This window comes from Tsuneonella suprasediminis (assembly GCF_003605755.1).
Taxonomy (GTDB): domain Bacteria; phylum Pseudomonadota; class Alphaproteobacteria; order Sphingomonadales; family Sphingomonadaceae; genus Tsuneonella; species Tsuneonella suprasediminis.
The window spans coordinates 291,828-317,419 of the sequence record NZ_RAHJ01000014.1; the positions used below are offsets into that span (position 1 = coordinate 291,828).

At 58.9% G+C, this 25,592-nt stretch carries 20 protein-coding genes; 4 read left to right on the forward strand and 16 right to left on the reverse strand.

Annotated elements, in window-relative coordinates:
• Window positions 1-75: 75 nt before the first annotated feature.
• From D6858_RS04970 to D6858_RS05010, 9 genes are all read right to left on the reverse strand, one after another.
• A complete protein-coding gene (locus D6858_RS04970) occupies window positions 76-2,166 on the reverse strand; it encodes a glycoside hydrolase family 2 protein (protein ID WP_120107710.1) in 2,091 nt (696 codons plus the stop codon).
• A complete protein-coding gene (locus D6858_RS04975) occupies window positions 2,163-3,794 on the reverse strand; it encodes a rhamnogalacturonidase (protein ID WP_120107713.1) in 1,632 nt (543 codons plus the stop codon). Before D6858_RS04975 ends, D6858_RS04970 begins: the two co-directional genes overlap by 4 nt.
• 71 nt (window positions 3,795-3,865) lie before the next feature.
• The gene (locus tag D6858_RS04980) at window positions 3,866-4,672 is read right to left on the reverse strand and encodes a kinase (RefSeq protein ID WP_120107716.1); all 807 of its coding nucleotides are present in this window, start codon (window positions 4,670-4,672) and stop codon (window positions 3,866-3,868) included.
• A complete protein-coding gene (locus tag D6858_RS04985) occupies window positions 4,656-5,612 on the reverse strand; it encodes a 2-hydroxyacid dehydrogenase (protein ID WP_120107718.1) in 957 nt (318 codons plus the stop codon). The genes D6858_RS04980 and D6858_RS04985 overlap by 17 nt, the downstream gene beginning before the upstream one ends.
• An 8-nt stretch (window positions 5,613-5,620) precedes the next feature.
• On the reverse strand, window positions 5,621-6,391 hold the full coding sequence (locus tag D6858_RS04990; protein ID WP_120107720.1) for an enoyl-CoA hydratase/isomerase family protein: 771 nt from the start codon (window positions 6,389-6,391) through the stop codon (window positions 5,621-5,623).
• Window positions 6,388-7,524, reverse strand: coding sequence for an extracellular solute-binding protein (locus D6858_RS04995; protein WP_120107722.1), 1,137 nt, complete (start codon window positions 7,522-7,524; stop codon window positions 6,388-6,390). Before D6858_RS04995 ends, D6858_RS04990 begins: the two co-directional genes overlap by 4 nt.
• Entirely contained in the window at window positions 7,521-8,711 is a 1,191-nt protein-coding gene (locus D6858_RS05000) for a CaiB/BaiF CoA transferase family protein (RefSeq protein ID WP_120107983.1), read from the reverse strand. Before D6858_RS05000 ends, D6858_RS04995 begins: the two co-directional genes overlap by 4 nt.
• Window positions 8,712-8,730: 19 nt before the next feature.
• Entirely contained in the window at window positions 8,731-9,477 is a 747-nt protein-coding gene (locus tag D6858_RS05005) for an SDR family NAD(P)-dependent oxidoreductase (RefSeq protein ID WP_120107724.1), read from the reverse strand.
• Complete coding sequence (locus D6858_RS05010; RefSeq protein ID WP_120107986.1) at window positions 9,474-10,664, reverse strand: aldose 1-epimerase family protein; 1,191 nt, start codon at window positions 10,662-10,664, stop codon at window positions 9,474-9,476. The genes D6858_RS05005 and D6858_RS05010 overlap by 4 nt, the downstream gene beginning before the upstream one ends.
• A gap of 125 nt (window positions 10,665-10,789) precedes the next feature.
• Here D6858_RS05010 and D6858_RS05015 point away from each other — a divergent pair, with 125 nt between their 5' ends.
• The gene (locus D6858_RS05015; protein ID WP_120107726.1) at window positions 10,790-11,146 is read left to right on the forward strand and encodes an L-rhamnose mutarotase; all 357 of its coding nucleotides are present in this window, start codon (window positions 10,790-10,792) and stop codon (window positions 11,144-11,146) included.
• Here the strand turns inward: D6858_RS05015 and D6858_RS05020 are convergent.
• On the reverse strand, window positions 11,137-11,883 hold the full coding sequence (locus tag D6858_RS05020; protein WP_120107728.1) for a FadR/GntR family transcriptional regulator: 747 nt from the start codon (window positions 11,881-11,883) through the stop codon (window positions 11,137-11,139). The two genes, D6858_RS05015 and D6858_RS05020, sit on opposite strands and share 10 nt — an antisense overlap.
• 146 nt (window positions 11,884-12,029) lie before the next feature.
• On the opposite strand from D6858_RS05020, the gene D6858_RS05025 reads away from it, so the two are divergent.
• The 3 genes from D6858_RS05025 (at window position 12,030) to D6858_RS05035 (ending at window position 17,316) form a co-directional block, all read left to right on the forward strand.
• On the forward strand, window positions 12,030-13,178 hold the full coding sequence (locus D6858_RS05025; RefSeq protein ID WP_120107730.1) for a mandelate racemase/muconate lactonizing enzyme family protein: 1,149 nt from the start codon (window positions 12,030-12,032) through the stop codon (window positions 13,176-13,178).
• A gap of 35 nt (window positions 13,179-13,213) precedes the next feature.
• Window positions 13,214-14,473, forward strand: a complete 1,260-nt coding sequence (locus tag D6858_RS05030; protein ID WP_120107733.1) for an MFS transporter — start codon at window positions 13,214-13,216, stop codon at window positions 14,471-14,473.
• Between the two features lie 95 nt (window positions 14,474-14,568).
• The gene (locus D6858_RS05035; protein ID WP_165859637.1) at window positions 14,569-17,316 is read left to right on the forward strand and encodes a TonB-dependent receptor; all 2,748 of its coding nucleotides are present in this window, start codon (window positions 14,569-14,571) and stop codon (window positions 17,314-17,316) included.
• A gap of 146 nt (window positions 17,317-17,462) precedes the next feature.
• Here D6858_RS05035 and D6858_RS05040 read toward each other — a convergent pair whose 3' ends face one another.
• The 6 genes from D6858_RS05040 to D6858_RS05065 are packed head-to-tail and all read right to left on the reverse strand — an operon-like array spanning window position 17,463 to window position 25,571.
• Window positions 17,463-20,579, reverse strand: coding sequence for an alpha-L-rhamnosidase (locus tag D6858_RS05040; protein WP_120107736.1), 3,117 nt, complete (start codon window positions 20,577-20,579; stop codon window positions 17,463-17,465).
• 2 nt (window positions 20,580-20,581) lie between these two features.
• The gene (locus tag D6858_RS05045) at window positions 20,582-21,493 is read right to left on the reverse strand and encodes an amidohydrolase family protein (RefSeq protein ID WP_120107739.1); all 912 of its coding nucleotides are present in this window, start codon (window positions 21,491-21,493) and stop codon (window positions 20,582-20,584) included.
• Between the two features lie 26 nt (window positions 21,494-21,519).
• Window positions 21,520-22,269: an SDR family NAD(P)-dependent oxidoreductase gene (locus D6858_RS05050; RefSeq protein WP_120107742.1), complete on the reverse strand. Its 750-nt coding sequence runs from the start codon at window positions 22,267-22,269 to the stop codon at window positions 21,520-21,522.
• Window positions 22,266-23,120 (reverse strand): fumarylacetoacetate hydrolase family protein, encoded by an 855-nt coding sequence (locus tag D6858_RS05055; RefSeq protein WP_120107745.1) that lies wholly within the window; start codon window positions 23,118-23,120, stop codon window positions 22,266-22,268. Before D6858_RS05055 ends, D6858_RS05050 begins: the two co-directional genes overlap by 4 nt.
• A 19-nt stretch (window positions 23,121-23,139) precedes the next feature.
• On the reverse strand, window positions 23,140-24,348 hold the full coding sequence (rhmD, locus tag D6858_RS05060) for an L-rhamnonate dehydratase (protein WP_120107748.1): 1,209 nt from the start codon (window positions 24,346-24,348) through the stop codon (window positions 23,140-23,142).
• Complete coding sequence (locus D6858_RS05065; RefSeq protein WP_205664878.1) at window positions 24,345-25,571, reverse strand: glycoside hydrolase family 140 protein; 1,227 nt, start codon at window positions 25,569-25,571, stop codon at window positions 24,345-24,347. Before D6858_RS05065 ends, rhmD begins: the two co-directional genes overlap by 4 nt.
• Window positions 25,572-25,592 lie beyond the last annotated feature (21 nt).

The window sequence follows — 25,592 nt, forward strand, 5'->3', positions numbered from 1 at the left end:
CTGCACATACAAAAAGGGGCGCGTCCTTATCGGGCGCGCCCCTTTTTATTGATAGCCGTTCGTATGGAAGGCGGCTCAGGGTCGCAGATCGTACCGCCAACCAACCTTGTCGGTCAGCAGCCTGCCATCCGGGGTGCGCGCGCGTGCCTCCACCAGATTGGCGCCATCTGCCAGTTCGACGGTCCATTTGGCCATGCGATCTTCCACATTCACGGAAGTCCATTCGCCACCGTTCAGGCGCACTTCGATCGCTGGCAGGTTGGAAAAAGCCATCGCTTTAACCTGCCGGGTACGCTTCTGCGTGTCACGACTGCTGGCGATGTGCAGCATCGGTTTTTCGGCCCAGTTGGCCTGATACCAGTAATAGGCATCTTTGGGCGTGCGATCCTCTGTAATCAGACCCTTGTCGTTGATGGCAGGCCGATCCCCTTCGTTCCGCTTGAACGATGGAAAATCGATCGCGACCCAGACGAAGGTGGACCATAAGAACGGCCGCTTCTTCATCTCCAGCCAGTGCTTGATGTGGAAATCGGTCTGGTATTGTTCGGGATGCCAGTAACCATTCGATTCCGGGCGCTTCACAACCGGATCTTCCTGATGGCGGATCGAGCCGCCCGCACCGTACTCGCTCACACCGATCGGCCGGTTTGGCATCTTGGTATGGAGTTCGTCCGCCCAGGGGCCAATGTCTTCCGACTTGGTCCAGTACCAGCCGAAATACCGGTTGTAAGACACCGTATCGCTGTGCTGCGCGATGGGATCGTCATCGTCCAGACAGCAATGGGCATATGTAGTAGGGCGATATGGGTCCAGCGTATGCGCAGTCTTGTTCAGATCGGCCAGAAGACGGTTCGACGCGGCATCCGACACGCGGATTTCGTTCCCGATACCCCACAGCGCCACAGACGGATTGTTGGTGTGCTGCGCGATCAGTTCTTTCATTTGCTGGACGAGGTTTTCACGAAAGGCATCAGACTGGTCGTGATCGTCGATCAGTGGCACTTCGGTCAGAATCAGCATGCCCAGTTCGTCCGCCCGATCATACACGCGTGGGGGATGCTGCATATGCGCCAGACGGATACCGGTTGCGCCCATTTCATCGATCAGGCGCATATCCTCGTCGATCTCGCCATCGGTCACGATAGGCCCCCGGCCGAAACGCGTCGGCATCTGCATATTCACGCCATAAAGAGGATAGCGCTCGCCGTTGAGCAGAAAGGTGCCATCCGTTTTGACAGCAACCGTCCTGATGCCAAGCGGCACAGACTGGCTGTCGATAGCCGCATCCCCTTCGATGATCCGGCTGCGTATCCGGTAGAGATAAGGGTCTGCCCGGCCCCGCCATAGCTTCGGATTCGCTACGGTAAAGGAAGCGGGCATCGCGCGCTTCTCACCCGCGGCAAGCTGCACACCATCACGCTGAGTGGCCACCGCCACGCCAGCGGCATCGACGATCTGCGTTTCAAGCTCGAACCGGGTCGGCTGGGAACGCGAATTCACCAGTTCCACGGTCGTGCCGATTCTTGCGGAGCCTTTACCGATCGACTCGGTCCACCCGCGGATCGCCGGGCCGGCATGGTTCATCCGGTCGAAATGCAGGTCGGGCACTTCAATCAGCCGAACCTCGCGATAGAGACCTCCGAACACATTGAAGTCACCGTTGAGAGGGGAAATCTCAGGATTTTTGGAATTATCGACACGCACGGCAAGAATGTTCCGCCCTGCCTTCAGGTATTCCGTGACGTCAAAGCGGAATGCAGCATATCCTCCGCGGTGCATCCCGACCTTGCGCCCGTTCAGCCAGACATCGGCCTTTAACGTCGCCCCTCCAAAATGGAGGATCTGGCGTTTGCCAACTGTGGATGCATGATCGAACATCAGGCGATACCACGCAGGCCCGCGATAGTATTTTCCTTCGGGCTCCCCACGTGCCTTTGCCCCGCCAATCCCGGAATCCACGGCATTGTAGGTATGCGGGACAGTAACGCTGGCCCAGCCGTCGTCATCATAAGTCTGGGCAGATGCGCCCGCAGGGTCGCCTTTGATGAATTGCCACCCGTCGTGAAGGGGCACTCCTTCCGCGGCACTCACTGGCTGAGCAAGCGCGATGGTTGCGAGAATGGCCAGAGCAATCCTGCCAACGAGATTGGTAATCAGGTGCGTCATGTCGCACTCTCCAGAACGGATACGTCACGGACGGCCACATTCCGGCAATCCTTGGCAATACGGACAGCACGCTTTGCGTCTTTGGTCGAAACAAGATCGTCGATCACAGCGCCCTGCACGTTCTCGAACGCAATTGTCGGACGCGCATCCGCGCTCTCCACTTCAACCCGCATATCGGTGACACCCAGATTACGCACGTGTCGCGCATAAAGGCCGTGAGCTGGCAAAATACCCATAAAGCTGGGCTCCAGACTCGAAGTGCGGCGCTCAGGCACCGCGCGCGCCGCATCGGCCGCACTGCCGCCACCGGCAGCTGTAATATGCACCCCGCTCAGGCTCACATCTTCGATGATGCCATCCTCGATCCCGACCACGCCGCAGGGATATTCCATTCGCGCGCCCGACACCTGAATATCGGAAAAGCGCACCCGCCTGACCCGCGCGACGCCTGCGCCACGTGGTGCGCGATTGCGCGCCGAGAGCCGCAGGAACAGCGGATGGTTCACAGGATTTCGCAAGCTGACATCGCGCACAGTCACGTCTTCCAGCACACCGCCATCGATCGCGCCCATTTGGATACCGCGCGAATTCTCGCACATGCAGTCGGCAATCAGAATGTTGCGGAAACCGGCAACCGAATCCGTACCCAGCTTGATGCGCCCCAGCACACCGACATTGTCCGGCGCCATGTAAGGCGATTTCTGATAGGTGCCATCGAGCACGGTGCCGAGCAGATAGCCGCTGGTTTTGCAGCCGATGATCTGAATATCTTCGCAGAACCGCGCCTCTTGCAGCGCATAACTGCTTTTCAGCACGATAGCGTCGTCTTTCGGGGCGTTGACGGTGCAATTCACCACTTTTGCATCGCGACAGCAATCGAGATCGATGCCGTCGCGATCGGTATCGACAGTCAGCCCCTCGATCCGCACATTGGTGCAGCCAAGCACGTAACAGGCAAAATGCCCACCCTGCAGGATGCTGAAATCTTCGAGCACGACATTGCGGCACCGCGTCAGCCCGATAGCCTTGTTACCACGCCCTTCGTACTTCATTTCCAGCGGGATAGCGCGGCGCGCTTCGTCGGCTGTCATTCCCAGCTCTGACGGAGACTTCCAGCCCTTGATCCCATGCCAGCGCGGCGGTGGTCCTTCGCGATCCAGCCCGCGACCAAAGATCATGCCGTACCCGACGATAGCGATATCGGTCACTCCGTCGCCGTAGATCAGGCTGTTGTGAAAGTGAGCAAGGCCGTAATCGACCAGTTGTTCCTCGAACACGCCTTCGGGCAGATCGTATTGCCCTGCGTGTTTGTCGGGATCGGCGGCAACGATCACCGATCCCGGCATAAGCACCAGCGTGATGTGGCTCTTCAAACGGATGGAAAAGCACAGATACTCGCCCGGCGGCACGACGATAGTACCGCCACCCTTGGCGCTGGCCGCTTCTATCGCGCGATTGATAGCGTTGGAATCGATCGCTTTCCCATCGCCAACCGCGCCATAGTCCCGGATATCGTGAAAGCCGGACAGGCTGCCAGCCGCCCGGATCGGGACCGAGCTCGCAGCAAATGCGGCCCCCAGCCCATAAAGCGCGGTACGACGGCTGAATTCGGCAAATCCTTCAGGCAACAGATATTCTCCCAGTCCATTTTCATCGTATGATGTATTATGTTTGGCTGGAAAACAAGCCCGCTTTCGGATCAGCCGATGATACAGCGCCCCTTGTCCAGATAGACGACAAGATCGGCGTGCGATGGCATGGTTTTAAGGATCGAACGGGTAATCCGCTCGTAATGACTGATGAAGCGGGCGATTTCCGCATCGCTCATAATCAGCGCCGAATCGCGCCCTTCTTCCACCATGCGCCGGGCCAGCGTGCGTTCCTGCTCGACCCGCCACTGATGCACAACTTCAAAGCCCGGCGCTGCCAGAAGGATCAGGCGGTCGATACGACGGAACAAAGCCTGATATTGCCCTGCGAGGAAATCGTTCACTGCCGTTCGCCAGTGACCTGCAGGATCTTCATCCGCTTCCAGTGCATTCACAGGGGTAGCCAAGTCGTCTCGCGCGACTTCTGTCGCGCCAACGCACCACCCTTCGAACAACAGCACGTCAACCCGGCCATCGACAACCGGCCACAGGTGACGGGGAACCGGTTCGTCGCTAGCCTTGTCGAACCGCGGCAAGGCAACCGTTTCGCCGGCCCGGATGGCATCGATCACCGCCATGCCAAGCGCCACATCATGGGTTCCTGGAACACCGCGAGTGACGAAAAGCGGGTGGATATTGCGCGCCAGCTCCCGCCGCGCCTCCGTGCCAAGATAGAGATCGTCTAGCGAAAGCGTGGCGACCTTCAGTCCATCGCGCGCAAGGCGTTCCGCCAATTGGCCTGCGAGAGTCGACTTTCCGCTGCCCTGAGCGCCGCAGATGCCCACGACGATTGGCCGATCACCGTCCGACAGCCAACCCTCTATCGCCGGAGCGACGATATCAGGCAACGCGGTCAAGCGGTTCCTGCCCGGCAAAAAAGCGGTCGAGATTGTCGGTAACCTTCATGCCCATCGCCTCGCGTGTTTCCAGTGTGGCCGAACCCAGATGGGGCAGCAGCACCACATTGGGCAAATTCACCAGACCCGGATGCACTTTGGGCTCGCTTTCGAAAACGTCGAGGCCTGCCGCCGCAATCGTGCCGTCGCGCAACGCATCGGCCAACGCCGCTTCGTCAACCAAAGTGCCTCTGCCGGTATTCAGCAGAACCGCGTTCGGCTTCATGCATTTCAGCATTGCCGCATCGATCATGTGGAGGGTTTCCGCACCGCCCGGCGCATGCAGGGACACAACATCCGAAATGGCCAGAAGGTCGGCCAGCGACGCGTGATAGCTGCCTTCGGGCATGTCCGGCTTCGGAGTGCGACTATAATAGGCGATGGTCATGCCGAATGCCTTCGCGCGGTCGGCCACTGCCCGTGCGATCCGGCCGAACCCGACCAGCCCCAGAACTTTGCCCGACAGCGAAGAGCCCAACAGATGCGTGGGCCGCCAGCCGGTCCACTCCCCGGCCCGCAATTCACGCTCCCCTTCGCCCGCACGACGTGTCGCCATGAGCAGCAGAGTCATCGCGATATCGGCGGTGGCATCGGTCAGCACGTCGGGCGTGTTGGTGACTATAATGCCAGCGCGCCGCGCCGCATCCAGATCGACATGTTCGATACCGGCACCGAAGTTGCCGATAATCCGGGCACGCACACCGGCGCCTTCGATTGCGGAGGCCCCCAGTCGATCGGTCACTGTCGGGCACACGGCATCGTATTCCCGCATGGCCGCGGCCAGTGCATCCGGCCCGAGCGGCACGTCATTTTCGTTCAATGTCACGTCATAGCTTTGCGCCAACCGCTGTTCGACCGATTCGGGCCAGCGTCGGGACAACAGGATCCGGGGCTTGTTCATGAATCCTCCTATCGCCGCCGAAACCGCGCGTCACGCCGTTCGGCAAAGGCCGCGCGACCTTCCGCCGCATCCTGAGTGGCGAAGCAGATCGCCTGCAGATCGCGCTCGTACTCAATTGCCTTGTCCCATGGCATAGTATGCGCGGCCCGCAAGTTCAGCTTGGCCGTTTCAGCTGCAATCGGCGCGCGGCTTGCAATGGTAGCGGCCACTTCCATCGCGCGCGGCATCAGCGCCGATGGCGTGTGCACCTCGCTTACGATACCCCAGTTTCTGGCAAGCTCCGCATCGATCATATCGCCGGTCAGAACCATCATCGCCGCATTGGACGATCCCGCGCAATAGGACAGCCCGGCCGCCATGCCGCCGCCGCCGATCCAGCCAAGCTTGATTTCCGGCGCGGCAAAGCGGGCATTGTCGGATGCGATGCGGATATCGGCAGCCATGGCCGATTCCAGCCCCCCACCCAGAGCGTAGCCATTGATCGCAGCGACCACCGGCTTGCGACAGGCGCGCAGCGCATCGCAGTAATCGTCACGATTGCGGAAATCCCACGGCGTCGCATAGCTATCGAGCGTGGAAATATCCGAGCCAACAGAAAATGCCTTTTCGCCAGCGCCAGTAACGACGACACAGCGAACAGCGTCACTGTCATTGCATTCCGACACAGCATCGATCAGCGCCGCCGCCATCTCCGGCGTCAGGGCATTCAGTTTTTCAGGCCGGTTGAAAGTGATCGTGGCCACATGGTCGCGCACGTCGAAAATCAGGGTATCGGTCATGTTTCGGCTCCCGCCGGATGGTTCTGTTGATACAACTGCTCGATCGCGTCCAGCGTCGGTTCGGCATCGTCACCCGCCAGCAATGCCTCTCGCAAAACGCGGGACGCAGCGGTCTGAAATGCGATCGCGCCATTGTGGCGTGGGCGCAGAGATGCCTGTTCCAGTGTCGGCAAAGTTGCAGCGAAGAAGTTGCCGTTCGCTGCATTCACGCCCGGATCGCGCCATGCCGAACGGAAAGCGGGCTGACCGTCATGGGCCGGCAGAAACCCGCGTTGCCCACTGTCGGACATCAGCCAGCGAATATGATTCAGCAACGCGGGAGTCACATGGCAACGGCGCGATATTCCAATCCCGGTTCCACCCAGAATCGATCCGATACGCCCGCTCGGACCGCAAGGTGCATTGCCGAATGTCACCCCACGCGTGGCATAATTCACGTAACCATAAATGAGCGGGCACAAGTCCGGCCCATCGCCCGCCGACATCGCTTCCAACATAGTGATCGGGTTCATTCCCGCCGCGACGCGCGTGGGATTGCCAGTCAGTGCCGCCATGACAGCGAACGCCTCCCTGCCGATAGCGCGATCGACAAAGTTGTCGCGCGGGGCAGGCGCGTCGAACCCGAATGCCGCGCAGATCGACTGAAAGCTCAGCAAGGCATGCGGCCCCGCCAGCGACAGCGCAACCTTGCGCGTTTCAGCCAGGGAAACCAGCTGCGCCCAGGTCGTAGGAACATCGTCGACGCTTCCGTTGCGCCAGGCCATGACTTGCGTCGCGGCATCCAGCGGCAAGGCCCAATACTTCCCCGCATAGCGATAGCTGGCTAGTGAAGGCCCTGCGATCGCGTGCCGCCACGCAGCAAGCTCGCTTTCGTCGAAGAGTGTATCAACCGGAACAAGGCAATCGGATGCGACCGCCTCGCCCACATGCGGATGGTCGAGCACGACAAGATCGTATCTCTCGCACAATTCGACAATCGGATGGGATTCGAACCCCTCCAATGGGTGACGGTCCCATTGCAGCGATAAACCCTCAGCGTCGTGCGCTGCCCGCGCCAGAGCATTGTAGCCACGCGGATGGTCCCAGGTCAGCCCGCGATAAGCAGGCGCGAGCGCATCGGTAGTGGATGTCATGCGTGCTGCCGCACCACACCGGATTCGATCAGCGCATCGATCGCGTCGTCGCTCATGCCCGCTTCCTTCATCACTTCCCGGCTGTGTTCACCAACCAGCGGCGCGCCACGTTCCACTGCACACGGTGTGCGCGAGAACCGGATCGGGAAGCCAGGCACTTTCAGATGCCCCTCTGTCGGGTGGTCGTATTCGATGAAGGTTCCGTTGTGCTTGATCTGGGGGTCGTTGATCAGATCCTCGTAGCCATAGACAGGCCCCGCCCAGATATCGCGCGCGCGCATCTCGGCCAGCCATTCCGCGCTGCTTTTTTTCAGCAGATGCCCTTTCACCCTTGCGAAAATCTCGTCGCGCCTGATCCAGCCATCGGTTTCGTCGCTCAGCCCGGCAAAGAATTCGTCTTCAAACAACTGTTCCAGCTTGGCCAGCGATGCCATTGCCACAGTGATATAACCGTCAGACGTCGCGAAAACGCCATATGGTGCACGGATATACGAATGGGCATGCGGCTCAGCCGATCGCGCCTGCGGTTTGCCGCCCACAGAGAACACCGACAGTTCCTGCATCTGGATCGTCGCAATCGCATCGAGCATGTTGACCTGCACCAATTGTCCTTCCCCCGTCCTTTCACGGTGGAACAGAGCGGCCAGCGCGCCCTCAAATGCAGAATAGGCGGCAATTGCGTCGACCAGATATTGCCCTGCCGCAGAGGGAGGCGCTCCCGCCGATCCGGTCGACATCATTGCGCCCGACATGCCCTGCAGCAACAGATCCTGCCCGGGCAGATCTTTGTATGGTCCGTCTTCACCATAACCCGACATCGAAATATAGATCAGTCGCGGATTGATCGCGGAAAGCGTCTCGTAATCCACTCCCAACCGCTCCGCCACACCGGGGCGGTAGTTCTGCAGAAATACGTCGGCCTCGCGGACCATGTCGATCAGAATTGCCTTGCCTTCGGGGGCCTTCAGATCGACCGCCAGCGAACGCTTGTTCCGGTTCAGCGACAGGAACGAGACATTGATTTTGTTGCCCGTGGCCCCGCCTGCCGATGCGTGGCGCTGCCATTCGCCGCTGGTCGGCTCCACCTTGATAACATCCGCCCCCATGTCACCCATGCGTTGCGCCGCGAACGGGCCCGCCATTGCGATGGAGCAATCGAGAACGCGTATTCCTTCGAGGATTTTCATCTGTTTGCTTTCCAAACTATCAATTCATGATCCATCCGCCATTCACGTGCAGCGTCTGACCGGTGATGAAGCCGGACTCGTCGCTGGTGAAGAATGCGATGGCATTGGCAATGTCGCCCGCGTGCCCACGGCGCTTGATCGCCTGGGCATCGAGTACCATGCGTTCATAACCTTCTGGATCGGGATGAATTTTCTCGGCATCGGTGGGAAAGGCGCCCGGTGCGATGGCATTGACCGTCACGCCCGCAGGCCCGAACTCGCGCGCCCATGCACGCGTCAGCCCGATCAGCGCCATCTTGGACGCCACATAAGGCGACAGGTTCTCCCAACCGCCCGACACCGTGATGCTGGAGATATTGATAATCCTGCCAAAACCGCGCTCTTTCATGCCCGGAAGGCACACCTGCACAGCCAGTACGCCAGCATCGACATTGACACGCTGGACAGCCTGATACTCCTCCAGCGTGAATTCCTCGAACCGCTTGGCAGGATATATCCCGGCGTTGTTGATCACGATATCGAACCCGCCGACCTCTGCAAGAAGCCCCTCCAGCACGGTGCGATATGCGACGAGATCGCCCATATCGGCATCGGATGTCAGCAGCCGCCCCGGCCCGCGATTTCGCGCCGCCTGCTTCAGCACCGCCAGCTTGGCGCGATTGCGATCAACGGCGACGACAGTCGCCCCACATTCGATCATCAGCAGAGTAGTTTCGAAGCCCAGCCCACCTGCCGCGCCGGTATAGAGAACAGTCCGACCTTTCATGCCCCGGCCTCCGCTTCAATGGAGATGGGCGGATAGTGACCCGACGGCTTGGGATAGTCTTCGTTCGGTTGGCGACACACTGCTTCGATCCGGCGCACCGCATCGTGAACGGCGCTATCATCGGGCAAAATGCGGAACACGCTGTCGTAACGGCGCTCCTCGCCATGCTCGAGCCAGATCAGCTCGCCACGCTCCCGCGCGAAGTCCTTCCCCAGCACGTGGTTGGTTGCAGGCTCTATCCCCATCGCATAATGGCCCGCATGAAGGTTTTGCCATTCGTACATCGAAGGGAACTGGCTTTTCAGGGTTTCCACTTCAAAGCCGAACCCCATCGCCTCGTTCACAATGGCCACGTTGACCCGCCCGCCAGTGTCAGGTGCCATATCGTGCTGCCAGACCTGTTCGTGGAAATTGGGGATCGGCGCCGGTATGTGGCGGTAGCCGGTATTCTGACGCTGGTAATCGGCTTCATGCGCGGCCCAGATAACATCGCGCACCGGCGCGATATAGCGCGAGCCTTCTGCCACGACCGGATGGCTGACATTGATGTGATAGCAATACATGTGCGGCGTGCGGTAAAAGCCGTGGTTGATCACGCGGTCGTGCAGCCTGATCTCATTGCCACCGACATCGGCCTCGATCCGGCGGATCAAGTGAAGATCCTCTCCGAAAACGGTGGACTGCTGCACCACACCTTCGGCCCAAAGGACGCATTCGTCGCCCTGCCATTCCTCGCCATATCCAGTCAGTCGCGCGGGTATCGTCCCGACCCGGCCATGGAGAGAGGATGAAACCTTCTCTCGTGGGCCATAATGATAATGGTCGGCGGCGTCCTCATGCATAAACAACACGTGGTCGAGCCCGCACGTGATCAGCAACCCCGACATCGACCGGAACCAACCAAGACCGCCTTCACCTTCGTACTCATGAAGCGCGGGATTGCGAAAACCCGATGGTGAATGCCAACCGACCGCGCGGCCATTATGCTCGCACTCGGCGATATCCATCGCCCGGTCGACCAGCACCGTAAACCGAAGGCCACTGCCGGTACGAAATTCGAGCTGGCGATTTCCCCGCTCGACCCCGTCGCCCAATGTCGAAAGGCGTACTCCCGCGAACTGCGAAAGCGAACCAGACCGACTGGCTAATTCGCGTCGACTGATGGTCTTGCCGAAAAGCTGTGGCACAATCCTCTCCCGCCCTTCATACATAAGATGTATTATGTTTAGGGCAGGTTTCTCATGTCCGTCAATCGCTCTCGTCAAACGAATTCGATTGGCGCAATCAGAGATGAGAGAAACGGGAGAGTGGAATGGCCATCGAACGACGTTGCTTCGCAGTCGATCTTCACAACGATGCCGAAATGATTGCGGCCTATCGTCGCTGGCACGAACCCGGCGGCCCGCCCGCAGCGGTGACCAAAGCGATCCGCGCCGACGGGGTCATCTCGCTACAGATATGGCAGATTGCCGACCGTATGTTTATGATTATGGAGCAGGATAGCGAACGCGCACCCGATCCCGAAATAAAAAAACAACGCGACGCTGCAAATCCCGAAGTCGCAGAGTGGGACCGGATGATGGCCGCATTTCAAAAGCCGCTATCATCTTTTCCCGATCAGACCTGGGTGGAGATGGAGCATATTTATGACCTGCGCGATCAGCCCTGAGCTTTGCGAACCGAATCGGTCCGCCGCTTTGTCCACGAGCCAGAGATGTGCTCCCGCATAGCTGCCCCAGCAGCATCGGGATCACGCGCCATGATAGCGTCGAACACTTTGCGATGGGCCGCTTGTGTCAGTTTGACATGTTCGACACTGAGCTTGCCTGAATAGGCATGAGTGCGGAGTGCTTCGGACTGGATTCCATCGATGATGGCCTTGCTCAACCGGTCACCCGACATACACATAATGATGTCGTGAAAACGCAGGTCTTCGTGAACATAGGCGGAGGGAATAGTGACGAGCTCCTCCAATTTTTCGATCTGGACTGCGAGTTCCTCACGCTGTTCATTGGTCCCTTCACGCGCCGCATTGGCGGCCATTTCCGATTCAAGCAGGACGCGCACCTGGGAGAGATTATCCAGATAACGCAAGCCATCCTCACCCTTGAACAGAGCGGACAGAATAACCGGATCGAGCATGTTCCAGGCCTGATTTTCACGAACGATCGTGCCGCGCCCTTGCTGCGTCACGACTAAGCCTTTCTCTATCAGGGCGGTTGTCGCTTCGCGCACAACCGTCCGGCTTACCTCGTACATCTCGCAAAGCATATTCTCTGGCGGCAAGGCTGTGCCGACCGGATAGGTTCCGGCGACGATCAGGTTCACCAGATCCTCCACCACCGCGGTGGATAGCCGTGGCCGACGCCTTGCTCGCGGAGGAGTTCCGACAGTTTCCTTGGTCATATTCTTGCCCCGATGGGAAGTGAATCGATTCCTTTCCGCTTGTCCTTCAACCAAAATCACGTCAAGGGCTTGCTTGTTGCAAAAGATAATACATACTATGTTTTCAAACAAAGGGGCTGTCAGGCCTGTTACGGGGTGCGAAAGGCATGAAAGTTACCGGCTATCGTTCACTGGTCACCACTCACGATTGGGGGCGTCCGGTTGGCGATGTAAACGGAATCATTCAGGACGGGATTACGGAAGTTCCCGTTCTGCTGCTCGAAACGGACGGCGGACTGACAGGCGTTGGCCTTGGCCAGCATGCCGATGTCGCACGCGTTTTCCGCGCAGTGGAGGGCAAAGATCCACGGGCAGTAACTGCGATCTATGATGCGATGCTGTCGCAGGTCTTCAAGAGCGGTCACGCTGGCGCAACGTTCGGTGCCATTGCCGCAGTCGACATGGCTCTATGGGATCTCAAGGCCAAGATGGCGGACGAACCTCTCTGGCGAACTCTGGGGGCGTTAGACCGATTTATCACCGGTTATGCATCTGGTTTGTGCCACGGCCTTTCCGATGATGAGTTCGCCGCCCACTATCAAAGCTGGGGCGATCGCGGATTCTCATCGGCTAAGGTCAAGGGCGGCGCAAATCTGACGCGCGATATCGAGCGCCTTAAAACCGTTCGGGACATTATGTCGAAAAACAGCGCACGTCCGGGCCTTATGCTGGATGTAAACGAAGCCTGGAATGCCAAGCAGGCGATCCGCCATCTCCATGAAATCGAGATGCAGCTTGATCTCACGTGGATCGAAGAACCGGTGCGGCGCTGGGACGCCGCCGGGCTTGCCAATGTTTCCAAGGCCTGCCGCGCAGCAGTAGCCTCAGGCGAAAATCTTACGGGGCTCGACCAGTATGCCCCTCTGTTCGAAGCAGGCGCGCTCGATGTAGTTCAGACAGGCAGTGTCTGGGGCATCACTCACTTTCTGCGCGTGGCCCTTGCTGCTCATTCGCGCAATCTGCCCATTTCTCCTGTGGGCTACGATGCCAATCCCGTGGCCCATGCAGCGGCGGCGGTTCCCAACCTGATCGGCATCGAAGTGCAGGACTGGAAGTGGCCCGCCGGCCTGTCCGTCGATCAGTCTGTCGAGAGCGGCGGAATCAGACTCGGTGATCGTCCGGGTCTTGGTATCGAAGTGAACGAGGCCGAGTTGGAGCCTAAGGCGGGCGACGGATGGGCGGCGACCGAGGGGCCTCACTGCAGGCCGCCACAGGCAGGGCTCCAACTGGCACCCACAGGCCATATTCAGAAGTAAGCTGCACGCAAAATAAAATAAAACGGGAGAGACAAATGGGAACCGCAAAGGCCCCGGCTGATAACTACCTGCTGGGCCCGCAGCGCATGAGGCTGCAGCTTTCTTTGATGGTGAACTTCTTCCTGCTGATGGCGCTCTACAGCGGTGTCCTTGGCGTGCTGTTGCCCAATCAGATCGCGGAACTGGATGAAGGGTCCAAGGCCAATAATCTGGCGTTACTGTTTGCAGTGACATCGATCTTCTCGACACTTGCCACCCCGATTGCCGGCGCACTGTCAGATCGCACGCGCAGCCGGTGGGGCAAACGTTCGCCGTGGATTGCCATCGGTTCGTTGTTCGGATCTCTCGCGCTTTTCGGCGTATCATGGATGACCAGTTTCTGGTCGCTGATGGTGCTCTGGGTGATGGCGGCCATCGCTTACAACTCAATGCAACCGGCAATGACGACACTGATAGCGGACCGCTTTGCACCCGAATCCCGTGGTTCGGTTTCCGGTCTGGTCGGGGCGGGCATGACTGGCGGATTGACAGCAGGCACAGTTGTTGCCGGTTATCTCGCCGGTGAACGCGTGCTGGCCTATGGGCTGTTCGCAGGCGCAGTTCTGGTGTCGTGCCTTGCGTTTGTGGCCATCAATCGCGAGCCAGCCAGTGACGCCATGCCCCGCCGCCCCATTGTGTGGGGAGAATTCTTCAGGGGCTTCTGGATTTCCCCCAAGAAGCATCCCGATTTTGCGTGGGCCTTTGCAAGCCGCTTCCTGATTTACATGGGATATCAGGCCGTGGCCGCCTATCTCCTGTACATCCTTCGCGATTACATCGGCCTTGCGGATGAGGCATCGAATATCGCCATCGCGAATCTCGCCATGGTTACGCTTGTCTGTCTCGTCACTTCGTCGCTTATCTCTGGCTGGCTGTCGGACAAGTTCCAGCGTCGCAAGCCATTCGTCATTCTCGGCAGCCTGATCATGGGGTGCGCGATGATCGCACCTCTCATCTCCCCCGATATGGGCGGCATGTGGACATATGCTGCGGTCATCGGCGTGGGCTACGGAATGTTCATGTCCATAGACATGGCGTTAATGACTCAGGTTCTGCCCGAAAGCGCCTTGGGCGACGAAGGCAAAGATCTGGGAATCCTGACCACCGCTGTGAATATTCCGCAAATTCTTAGCCCCATCATGGCCGCTATCTTGCTGAATTTATTTGCGAATGATTACAGTACGATTTTCTGGGCAGCGGTGATTTTCGTGTTCGCATCGGCGTTTTGCGTAATGCCGATCCGATCAGTCCGTTGAAAAATCATTCATCATATGTATGATGTCATTTGACACCTGTGTCATTTCAACGCAGTAGGATCGAAACCAAAACAATTTTTCGGAGAGGGAGTTTCATGGCGTTCAAGACCATTATCTATCGCTCGACCTTGTTGAGCGCCGCAAGCACGGCAGCAATGCTCGTGGCAAGCCCTGCCGCAGCGCAGGACGCGACAGCAGAAAGCCAGCTGTCACAAGATCAGAATGATGCCGCGTCGGACAACGCAATCATCGTGACCGGCATCCGGGCTTCACAGCAAGCCTCCATCGACATCAAGCGTAACTCGGTTGCTGTTGTCGATTCGATCGTTGCTGAAGATCTGGGCAAGTTGCCCGACCAGAACGTCGCCGAATCGCTTCAGCGTATCCCCGGCGTCACCATCGAGCGGAACCGCGGCGAGGGACGTTTCGTCACCGTTCGTGGATTTGGCCCCAAGTTCAACGCCGTCACGGTCAATGGCCGCACACTGGCGACCGACAACAATGGCCGCGAATTTTCGTTCGACGTGCTGCCTTCCGAAATCATCTCGGGTGCGGACGTCTACAAGTCGCCGCAGGCCAATCTTAACGGCTCGTCCATTGGCGCAACGGTGGACGTGAAGACCCTTCATCCGCTGGATCAGAAGGAAGATTTTACGTTAGCGGCTAGCGCGAACGCGATGTGGTCGGAAATGCGGGATTCCATCAACCCCGAGTTTTCGGGCGTTGCCAGTTGGCAGAACGAACCCGGCACATTTGGCCTGGCGCTTTCCGGGGTCTATTCGAAGCAGAAAAACCGCAACGATGAATTCACCATCGGGGCGGGCCACGTCCACCGGTCCAGCACAGATAGCTATTACAACGCGGGCGACGTCTCCGGCGGTCGAATTGGCCCTGATGTTGAGCCGTTCAGCAATGTGTCTATGCCCTCCAACTTGTCGCCTTTCTTCTTCGAACGCGATCTGGAGCGCTGGGCAGTAAACGCTTCAGCACAAATGCGGCCGAGCGAGACGATGACCGTTACCATCGATGCGCTGCACGCCGACGCGAAGTTCATCGAAGAGCAGATCGGCCTTGCCTACGATTTTTCCGGTGGAACGCTTGTCGATCAAGTGGTCGAAAATGGCGAGGCGGTCTATCAACGGTATGAAGGCGGCTTCGTCGATCAGATCATCCAGCACGACGATCGCAGTGTAACCACCGATCAGTTTGGTGTGAACGTCGACTGGAAACCGACCGACACCTTCCAGATGCGGTTCGACGGATCATATTCCAAGGCCGAGCGTCGCGGTAAAGAAAGCAACGACTTCACCACGATCCGCCGCAAAAACGTCGATCTTTATTTCGATCGTCGGTCAGGCAGCCCGATATATGACTATGGCTTCTCAAGCCCCAATTACGGGAATGCAGCCACCAATCCGCAGGGCATCACCGCTCACTATTACATCTGGGGCGGCGGCGCGGACATCGACGACGAGATTCTGGAATACAGGGTCGACGCCGAATGGAATCCGGGGAAAGGCCCGCTGACCTTCTCTGGCGGCATGTTCAAGAACAACCGCACCAAGACCATCACTGGAGCTGAAATGCCCTTCGGCCAGCAGTGCGCCTATTGCGGATCGGACAGGACCCTCCCCGAATCGCTCTTCTCGCCCACTGACCGAGACTTCTTCTCGGGCTATGACGGTGATATTCTTCGGGACTGGGTCTATTACGATCCGCGTGCTCTGATCCTGCTGATCAACCAGTATGCTCAGGAAGATGGCCGCACGTTCGATCCAGCCGTATTCTCCCCTTCTGCCTCTTCCGAAGTCGACGAAGATGTATGGGGCGGCTACCTGATGGCCGACTGGGGAACCCAGCTTGGCGGCATGGATCTGACCGTCAATGCGGGCCTGCGTTACGAAAACACCAAGTACACCTCGTCCGGCGCATCGCGCACTGTGTTGAGCGCCATGCCGAACGGTCAGGGCCAGAACATCATTGTCGTGTCCGACGTCATACCGGTGAGCTTTCGTGGCGAGTATGAAGACTGGCTGCCGTCGCTCAACGTCAAGCTTGGCGTAACGCCCGACTTCATCGTGCGTCTGGCTGCATCGAAAGTCATGACACGCCCGACTTTGTCGGACCTGTCACCCCGCCAGTCGATTCAGACCAATCCGGGCAACGAAACGATCCGTCGCGGCAACCCCGATCTGCAGCCTTTCCGGGCCAAGCAGGTTGAACTGGGAGCGGAATGGTATTTCGCAAACAACTCGCTGCTGTCAGGGGCCGTATTCTACAAGAAAATCGATTCCTTCGTCACACTCGTCACCACGCCACAAGTGGTTGACCAGGTCACCTTCCAGGTCACCGTGCCAGACAATGGCGAAGGCGCGACGGTCAAGGGATTCGAGATCGGCTACCGCCAGTCGTTCGCCAACTGGCTGCCTGCACCCTTCGACGGGTTCGGTGTCCAGACCAGCTTCAACTATACGGACTCCGATGCTCAATACACGAACGCGGTGGCGAACGTGGACTTCGGCCTCGAAGGGCTTTCGGAATACTCGTACAGTCTGGTTGGTTATTACGAAAAGAACGGTCTGCAGGCACGCCTCGCCTATACATATCGCGACAACTTCCTGCAGGTTGCATCGGGTCGCAATGGCGAACCGGAATATTTCGATGCCTATGGCCAGTTGGATGCCAGTGTCTCGTACGACCTGACCGACAACTTCACTGTGTATGCCGACGTCATCAACCTGAACAACGCAAAAGAGTTCCTCTACTCGGTGTCGCCTGACCGGACGAAAGAATATCGCCAGACCGGCCGCCGTGTTTCCGCAGGTGTACGCGTACGCTTTTAATCATCAGTCCCCTCCAGGACGAAAAACTGCGCCCCGGCTTGCCATCGCAAGCCGGGGCATTCTTTATGTGAGGGCTTGGCGTAGCGGGCAGCAAGCAGACGCAGCGGTGCCGCAGGCGGTGTAATTCCCTCGCCTGCGGGCTCCAGTCAGCGAGTGAATTGGAAGCGGCCGCCTACAATCTCGAACGAAGTGCATTCGTTTGCAGTCGCAAGAGCCAATACGCGCGGATCATCCTCGATACACTGGCCATCGATCAGCCAGCCGCCTGCGGGCAACTCAACCTCGGCGACAGTATTGGCAGGCACCGTCAACGACAACGCCGTGAGGCCAGATGCATCGCCGTTGGTCGTGGTTTCGATCACACCCATAACGGAATCGTATCGAGCTGAAACGCGCCCCACATCGGGCAACCAGAGCGGCCTCACCGCTATTCGCCGGAATCCGGGCACGGCCGGTGCGATCCCAGCCAGCCGTCGATAGAAGAACCCGACTACCGCACCGAAAGCATAATGGTTGTAGCTGTTCATCGACAGGTCGCCGGTATCGCCGTTCCATCGCTCCCACACCGTGGTGGCACCCTGCGTGGGCATATAGCCCCAACTGGGATACCCGGTCTGCAACAACAGGCCGGAAACGTCCTCCATATGCCCCGCATCGGCCAGAACATCGAGCAGGTACGGTGTGCCCAGAAACCCGGTGGACAACTTCATACCGCGACGGTGAATATCGTCAGAGAGGATTTTGGCCGCCTGCTGCCGAAGGCCAACGGGAACCAGCCCGAAGGCAAGCGAGAGCACCTGACTGGTCTGGCTGCCATTCCCGCAGGTTCCGTCGGCAGCCACAAACTCACGAACGTAGGCTGCGCCAATCCCTTCCCGCAAAGATGAAAAACGCCCCGCAGCATGTTCGCGGCCAGAGACCCTCGCCATCTGCGCTATAAGTTCGGCAGACCAGGCCCAATACGCCGTTGCACACAAGGCACGGGGTGTCGTTTCATCATCAGGCTTGATTGCGTCGACCGACAGCCAATCGCCCAAGTCCAGCCCGCGTTCGTGGCGCCAGACCAGATCGGGATTGTGCTGCTCCAGATGGTCCATCCAGCGCAGCATCGCGTCCCAGTTCTCTTCGATGACCGCCGTGTCGCCATATCGCTGCCAAAGCTGCCACGGGAGAATAATGCCCGCCTCGCTCCAGCCTGCAGTGGCAACATCGGGGAACGATTGTGGTTGCGGGACGACAATCGGATAGGCACCGTCTTCCCGCTGCGCCGCACGCGCTTCCATCAGAAAGCGCCGGATAAACGGATCGACTTCCATGTTGAACGCCGCGGCATCGAGGAACACCTGAATGTCCCCCATCCATCCCATGCGTTCATCCCGCTGCGGACAATCGGTGGGCACCGAGAAGAAATTGCTCCGCTGGCTCCAGAGTGCGTTATTCCAGATTTGCTGCAGCAACGGGGCATCGTGGAATGTCATCGTACCAGTTTCTCGGCAGGCGCTGTAAACCACTACGCCTTCGGCATCTTCGGCCGTTAAATCGCCGGGATATCCTTCAATCTCAACATATCGAAAGCCATGGTAGGAGAAGCTCGGTTCGAATGTCTCCTGCCCGTCGCCCGCCAGAATGAAGCGATCAGTCGCGCGTGCCAGTCGCAGGTTGGACTGATCCACCGTACCATCGGCATTGAGCAGTTCGGCGAAGCGCATGGTGATCTGCGTTCCTGCTGGCCCAACCGCCGACAGGCGCACCCAGCCGGAGAAATTCTGCCCGAAGTCGAGGACATAGCGCCCGGCGACAGGCTGGCTTATCGCAATCGGGCGAAGATTGTCCATGCGTCTTAGCACTGGCGCGGTCTGCGCCTCCAGCCGCGCCTCTGGCGCTTCACCGACCAGCGCTTCGACCCAACTCGCATCGTCGAACTCCGGCCTGTCCCACCCCGGCTGTTCGAGCCGCGCGTCGCGCGTCTCTCCGTCATAGATTTCCGATACCAGGACCGGCGCCACCGCAGACCTCCACCCCGGCCCTGTCGCTATTTTCTGCCTGCGGCCATCGGAGAATTCGACATACAGTATCGCTGAGAAACGACGCGGAGGTGGGCCAAACCCATACCGTTCGATCCGCCAGCCGAAGGGCGACGCATACCAGCCATCGCCGATCATCGCACCAATGGCATTCGTACCCTGGCGCACCAACTCGGTCACGTCATAGCATTGATATAACAGGTGATCGGATGCCACCGTCATTTCCGGTGCAAGGATCGCTTCTTCGGTTGCACGACCATTGATAGAAACTTTGTACGCCCCAAGAGCTGTTGCGTACAGTCGAGCAGACACGACCGGCGCATCGAGATTGAATTCGTGCCGCAGCAGTATGGCTGGTTCGCTTGGGCGTGGATAGCCCTGGACCCACGATCCGCTGGGCTGCGGAACTTGCCACTCGCCACTACCGAAATCCGGTTGGCACCAGCCCGGCGGTGGATCGGGCATCACACGCCACGCAGTGTCTGCAATCCGATCGGTGGATCCATCGGCGCGATGTACACGGATCAACGCCGCGAAAGCACCACCATCGACCGGGAAGAACCCCTCGGTGTCGGCTTCGACCAAAGCACATATAACGTTCCGGCCCGGACGAATTTCGCCATGATATTCACCAAGCACGCCCCAGAATGGCAAATCGCTGTCCCACCCGAACGGCCAGTTCGGTTTGCAGGCGCTGCCATTGATCCAGACGCCGCGCAGGTGATCCTTGCCCGACACCAGCACGTCGCAGTCCACCAGATCGGCGGGTGCATCGAATTCCAGACGAAAGCCATGCGGCCTCGGGTCCAGTGCGACTTCGCTCCACAGCCATGGAATGCCAACGGCCCGATCGGCAGCTGCTTTATCGTCTTCCGCTACAATCCAGTCGGCCTCCCAGTCCGACGGATTCATCAGGCCAGCTTCGAACCACGCCGGATCCGATGTGGCACTTTGCCCCCGATCGTCGCAAATCTCCACCTGCCACCAGACCTGCTGGCCAGTGGTAAGCGGCGCGCCGCCATACGGAATATCCAGACTATTGCCCGACCCTACGTGACCACTATCCCACAGCAATGGGCCGGACTTCAGTGCTTCCCTGCAATCGGCCGACTGAATTCGGTAGCTTGCCTGAAACGCCCCGGCACGATCTGCCTCCATCCGCCAGGACAGACGTGGATGAGCCGACTGTGTCCCCAGCAGATCGACAGTATGTTCGGCACGAAGATCGACAGGCCTCATCCCTACAGCTTCAGCCCCATCCGGTAGATACGATTGGCGTTACCGCCAAACAGCGCCGCCCGTTCATCATCGCTGAAAGCGGATGTGATGGAATCGTACGCGTTGAAATATTTATCGAAACAAGCGAACAGCTTGTCAGTCGGAAAGTTGCTGGCAAACATGGTCCTGTGGATCCCGAATATCTCAATTGTTTCGAGGACGTAAGGCCGTGCCTGCTCCTCGCTCCACGGGTTCCAGGTGAAACCCATGCCGGAAATCTTGACCGCCACATTGGGAAGCGCGGCCAATGCGCGCATTCCGCTGCGCCAAACGTTCCAGCCGTCCTCGTCTCCGGGAATGGCCATGCCCGTGTGGTTCAGGATCACCTGCGTATCGGGATGCCTGCCGATCAGCCCGGCAAGATGGTCCATCTGCCCCGGATAGGCCTGCAGATCGAAACTGAGCCCATATTTATTGAGCAGGCCGAACCCGCGCTCCCACTCTTCGCAAAGAGTGATATCTTCCGGGCCGTAGCTTCGCGCCGGATCGGGATGCCAGCTTACGATCTGTCGGATTCCCCGCACATTGGCATAGCTCGACTGCGCTTCCAGCACCGCTTCGACGCCCTTGTCTTCCAGCATCGCGAAGGCGACGATGGCATTGGGCTTTCCGCAGCGGTCAGCCATTCGCTGAAGCCATCGCGTCTCCTTTATGGCGTCGCCGGGATGAGCGCCGGCATCGATATGAACGATGCCGCACACATCCCATGCGGACGCATCTTCAAGATAGGAATCGAGCGAATAATCGACTGCAATCGCCTGCACACTGCCATTCGGATTATCGGCATCGAATGGCGGCGAAAGCCACGGATAACGGATGTGCGACAGATCCCACAAATGGACGTGTGGATCGACCAGCGGTGGACGTTTTGCCATGACTCTCCCCAGTGCTTTCCGGTTGGCTAGAATGTCGTCCGGCCGCCGGAAGTGTCGAAGGTGGAAGCAGTGGTGAAGCTACATTCCTCGCTGGCCATGAAACAGATCATGGCGGCACTTTCCTCCACTTCGCCCAGGCGCCCCATCGGTATCTTCGATCGCATGTAATCCACCTGGCTTTGCGGAAGCTGCGCCAGGATCGGGCTTTCGAACGTCGCTGGCGTCAGCGCATTGGCAATGACGCCTTTTCCTGCCAATTCTTTGCCGAGCGACTTGGTAAAGCCGATGACTGCGGCTTTCGACGCGGAATAGGCGCTGGCGTTCGGGTTGCCTTCCTTGCCAGCGACCGACGCCACATTGATAATGCGGCCATAGCCGCCATCCAGCATGAATGGCACGATCGCACGATTGCAGTAGAAAAGGCCGTGAACATTGATTTCAAACACGCGCTGCCAGCTATCGACAGGGAATTCATGAACCGGCGCGGTAGCACCGGTTATGCCGGCAGAGCACACGAGCACGTCGACCTTCCCAAGCGCTTCTGCACTCTCAGCAGCGGCGGCGGAGACTTGTTGAACATCCGACACGTCGAGAGCTCTGATGTCGCAAGCACCGGTTTCTCGTTGTGCCTCAGCCAGCAAATCACTGTTGAGGTCCCACAGCGACACACGCGCGCCTTCGGCAACCATACGGGCCGCAACCGCTTTACCGAGGCCAGAGGCGCCACCGGTCACGATGGCGCAGCGTCCGGCGAAACGTCCTTCGAAAACGCTCATGCCGGTTGCCACGCCACAAAATCCTGCCGCTGCCGCCCAAGCTTTTCGATGCCGAGTTCGACAACGTCGCCAGCTTTCAGATACCAGGGCTCAGGCTTCTGCCCCAAGCCGACACCCGGAGGTGTCCCGGTGGTGATGATATCGCCGGGTTCCAGCGTCATGAACTGCGAGAGATAGGAAACGATCTCGGCAACACCGAAAATCATGGTGGAGGTCGAACCGTCCTGCACTCGCTTGCCATTGACGTCGAGCCACATGGAAAGCTGCTGCGGATCGCCCACCTCGTCGGCGGTAACCATCCAGGGGCCAATGGGACCAAAGGTGGGGAAACCCTTGCCTTTATCCCATGTCGCGCCGCGCTCGGTCTGCCAGTGGCGTTCGGACACGTCGTTTATAACGCAATAGCCCGCAACGTAATCGAGCGCACTGCTTTCGCTCACATATGATGCGCGCGAGCCGATCACGATGCCCAGTTCCACTTCCCAATCGGTCTTTTTCGAATCCTTCGGGATCGTGACCGGATCGTTCGGCCCCTGAATGCAGCTGACCCATTTCTGGAACACCACGGGCTCTTCCGGGATTGGCAGGTTGGATTCCGCCGCGTGATCGGCATAGTTGAGGCCGATGGCAACAAACTGGCGCGTGCCGGTCACACACGAGCCATAGCGTGGATTGCCCTCCACTACCGGAAGCGAACCGGGATCGATTGCCGCCAGCTTTGCAAGGCTTTCCGGGCCCAGCACATCCGGGCCGATATCGGCAACGTGGGCGGAAAGGTCGCGGATTTTTCCATCGGCATCGACCAGACCGGGCTTTTCGGCACCGGGCGCACCAAATCTGCAAAGTTTCATTGTAAGTCCTCGTTCGAATTCAGGAATTGGAATACGGGCGGTGGAGCGCGATCTCAGGATTTAGAGAAACGCCAAAGCCAGGTTGATCGAGCGCGCTGGCGCGGATGCGACCGTTGACAGGCACCGGCTCGCCCAGAAGCTGGGGTGCGAACATGGGAACGACTTCGGTCGGCCCCGGATGCATCATCAGGAATTCGGCAAATGGTGAATTGTGGCGCGTGATGACGAAGTGATAGCTATAAACCGACGATCCGTGAGGGATCATCATCACTCCACGGCTGTCCGCATAACTGGCAATCTTGATGAGTTCGGTAACGCCACCGCACCAGCCAACATCGGGCTGGATAATGTCGCAGCATTCCATATCCATCAGCATACGGAAACCCCAGCGGGTCGCCTCATGCTCGCCGGTTGTGACCAGCAGCCCCCTGGGCGCGTTCTTCTTCAGCGCCGCGTATCCCCAGTAATCGTCGGGAGATAGCGCCTCCTCGATCCACTTGAGGCCGCATTCGTCCCATGCCCGATGCGCCAATCGCGTCGCGTAATCGAGGTCTAACGACATCCAGCAATCGTACATCAGCCAGAAATCGTCGCCGCACTTCGACCGCATGTCAGCCAGCAGAGAGAGGTTCTTTTCCATCCCTTCCAGCCCTTCGGCAGGCCCGTGGTGCAGTGGCAGCTTGCCCCCGATAAAGCCCATCTCTTTGGCCAGATCGGGTCGCGCGCCAGTGGCATAAAATTGCAGCTCGTCGCGTACCGCGCCGCCCAGCATGTGATACACGGGTTCTCCGCGCAACTTACCCAGCAAATCCCATATCGCCAGATCGACGCCCGAAATGGCGTTCACCACCAGCCCCTTGCGCCCGTAATACTGACTGGAGAAGTACATCTGGTCCCAGATCTTCTCATATTCGGCGGGACTGCGGCCAATCAGGAAGCGGGAGAGGTGCTTCTCCACGATATAGCAAGCAGGCTCACCGCCAGTGGTCACCGCGAATCCGATGGTGCCATCTTCGGCTTCCAGTTCGACCACCAGAGTGCCAAGCACATTGATCCCGAAGCTCTGCCGCGACTGGCGGTATTCAGGATAACGCGACATCGGCGTCGCGATATGGTCGTCGATCCAGTGCCCTTCGCCCTGATCGTGATAATCGGCCCCTCCCCCGCGCACTGTGAAGGCACGTACGTGCTTGATTTTGGGCAATCCTTTGGTGGCAGCCACAGTCATGACGGATCCTCTGTGTTATCGAGCACAAGCACCCAATCGTTACCCGGCGCGGTCGCACCCGGCGGGTCGAAACGATGTGTGCCACTGTTGTCGATAGTTCCGATGTCCCGCCAGCCACCGTCGCGCGGCGAGTACCAGCGGGCACGAAGCATATCCCCGGAGATCCTGCTCAACGCCACAGTGAACGGCGCGCCAACGTAGCTGTACGCAAATACGTAGCGTTCGCCCCGGCTGGCCAGAACACGATCATAACGTGTACCATTGTCCACGATCAGCGACTGATCGGGCACGCGTTCCAGCATCGGGTAAGCTTCGATCAGCGCGCGCAAATGATGCATTTGCAGCGCACCGGGGGCCAGCAGCGCCTTGTCCCAGCGCGTATCCGCTTCGAAATTGGCCGTTGGCGCGCCAGCCACATACATTTGCATGACGTTGTTCTCGCCATAGGTATGACCGAACGCGCCCGCCATGACGGCCCACCAGGCGTAGCGGCGCGCATCTTCGGCCTGCCAGCGGGGCTGGTTTTCTTCGTGCAATCCGTGTGGGATATTCTCGTACGACGGCTCCCCGTCGATCGTCGGCTTTACAGGCGTACGGGCCCAGTCCTCAGCCACATAACGCCAGTTATCTTCGGCGCGCGCATGTGGGCCTTCCTGTGCGTAGGACCGATGACCCGACTGGAACATGTTGAAATCCAGCCAGGGAGCCGCGTGATACTGCCATGATGAAGCGGTGCGACCGATCGGGTGGAAGGTCATCAGCTGATCGGGCGCGATGCGCTTGATCGTAGTACCCAGTTCTTCCCACACCTTCGTACGGTTCTCCGCCCGCGTGTCGCCCCCGTTGAGCCAGATAACGTTGGGCTTGTCGCCATACCGTTGAGCGAGGAAGCGGCCGTAAACAGAAGCATTCTCGAAATTCAGCGCACGCTGGTCGGCGATATCGCCCCACGCAGGCACCATGGCGAGATAGATTCCATGCGCTGCAGCACGATCCACCACCCAGTCAAGATGGTCCCAGTAATCGTACTCATCCGGTTTGGCAGGGTCCGCGCCCGGTGTAGTGTAAGGCCGACCCGGATCGCCTTCGACCAATGCCGGAGAACCGTTGCGGCTTTCCATTTGCGCCGTGTGCAGGATCATCACCTGCACTACATTGAAACCCTGTGCCTGCCGTGTGGCGAGGTATTGTTCGGTTTCCTCCCGGTTAAGGCGGCTAAGCAAAAGCCATGCAGTGTCCCCCAT

Bases quoted from the DNA above. Each gene is read 5' to 3' on its own strand.
- D6858_RS05005 (WP_120107724.1), bottom strand. From the start codon at position 9,477: ATGAAAGGTCGGACTGTTCTCTATACCGGCGCGGCAGGTGGGCTGGGC.
- D6858_RS05040 (WP_120107736.1), bottom strand. From the start codon at position 20,579: ATGAGGCCTGTCGATCTTCGTGCCGAACATACTGTCGATCTGCTGGGG.
- D6858_RS04990 (WP_120107720.1), bottom strand. From the start codon at position 6,391: ATGACCGATACCCTGATTTTCGACGTGCGCGACCATGTGGCCACGATC.
- D6858_RS05035 (WP_165859637.1), top strand. From the start codon at position 14,569: ATGGCGTTCAAGACCATTATCTATCGCTCGACCTTGTTGAGCGCCGCA.
- D6858_RS05015 (WP_120107726.1), top strand. From the start codon at position 10,790: ATGGCCATCGAACGACGTTGCTTCGCAGTCGATCTTCACAACGATGCC.
- D6858_RS05030 (WP_120107733.1), top strand. From the start codon at position 13,214: ATGGGAACCGCAAAGGCCCCGGCTGATAACTACCTGCTGGGCCCGCAG.
- D6858_RS05020 (WP_120107728.1), bottom strand. From the start codon at position 11,883: ATGACCAAGGAAACTGTCGGAACTCCTCCGCGAGCAAGGCGTCGGCCA.
- D6858_RS05055 (WP_120107745.1), bottom strand. From the start codon at position 23,120: ATGAAACTTTGCAGATTTGGTGCGCCCGGTGCCGAAAAGCCCGGTCTG.
- D6858_RS05025 (WP_120107730.1), top strand. From the start codon at position 12,030: ATGAAAGTTACCGGCTATCGTTCACTGGTCACCACTCACGATTGGGGG.
- D6858_RS04970 (WP_120107710.1), bottom strand. From the start codon at position 2,166: ATGACGCACCTGATTACCAATCTCGTTGGCAGGATTGCTCTGGCCATT.
- D6858_RS05050 (WP_120107742.1), bottom strand. From the start codon at position 22,269: ATGAGCGTTTTCGAAGGACGTTTCGCCGGACGCTGCGCCATCGTGACC.
- D6858_RS04995 (WP_120107722.1), bottom strand. From the start codon at position 7,524: ATGACATCCACTACCGATGCGCTCGCGCCTGCTTATCGCGGGCTGACC.
- rhmD (WP_120107748.1), bottom strand. From the start codon at position 24,348: ATGACTGTGGCTGCCACCAAAGGATTGCCCAAAATCAAGCACGTACGT.
- D6858_RS05045 (WP_120107739.1), bottom strand. From the start codon at position 21,493: ATGGCAAAACGTCCACCGCTGGTCGATCCACACGTCCATTTGTGGGAT.
- D6858_RS04985 (WP_120107718.1), bottom strand. From the start codon at position 5,612: ATGAACAAGCCCCGGATCCTGTTGTCCCGACGCTGGCCCGAATCGGTC.
- D6858_RS05000 (WP_120107983.1), bottom strand. From the start codon at position 8,711: ATGAAAATCCTCGAAGGAATACGCGTTCTCGATTGCTCCATCGCAATG.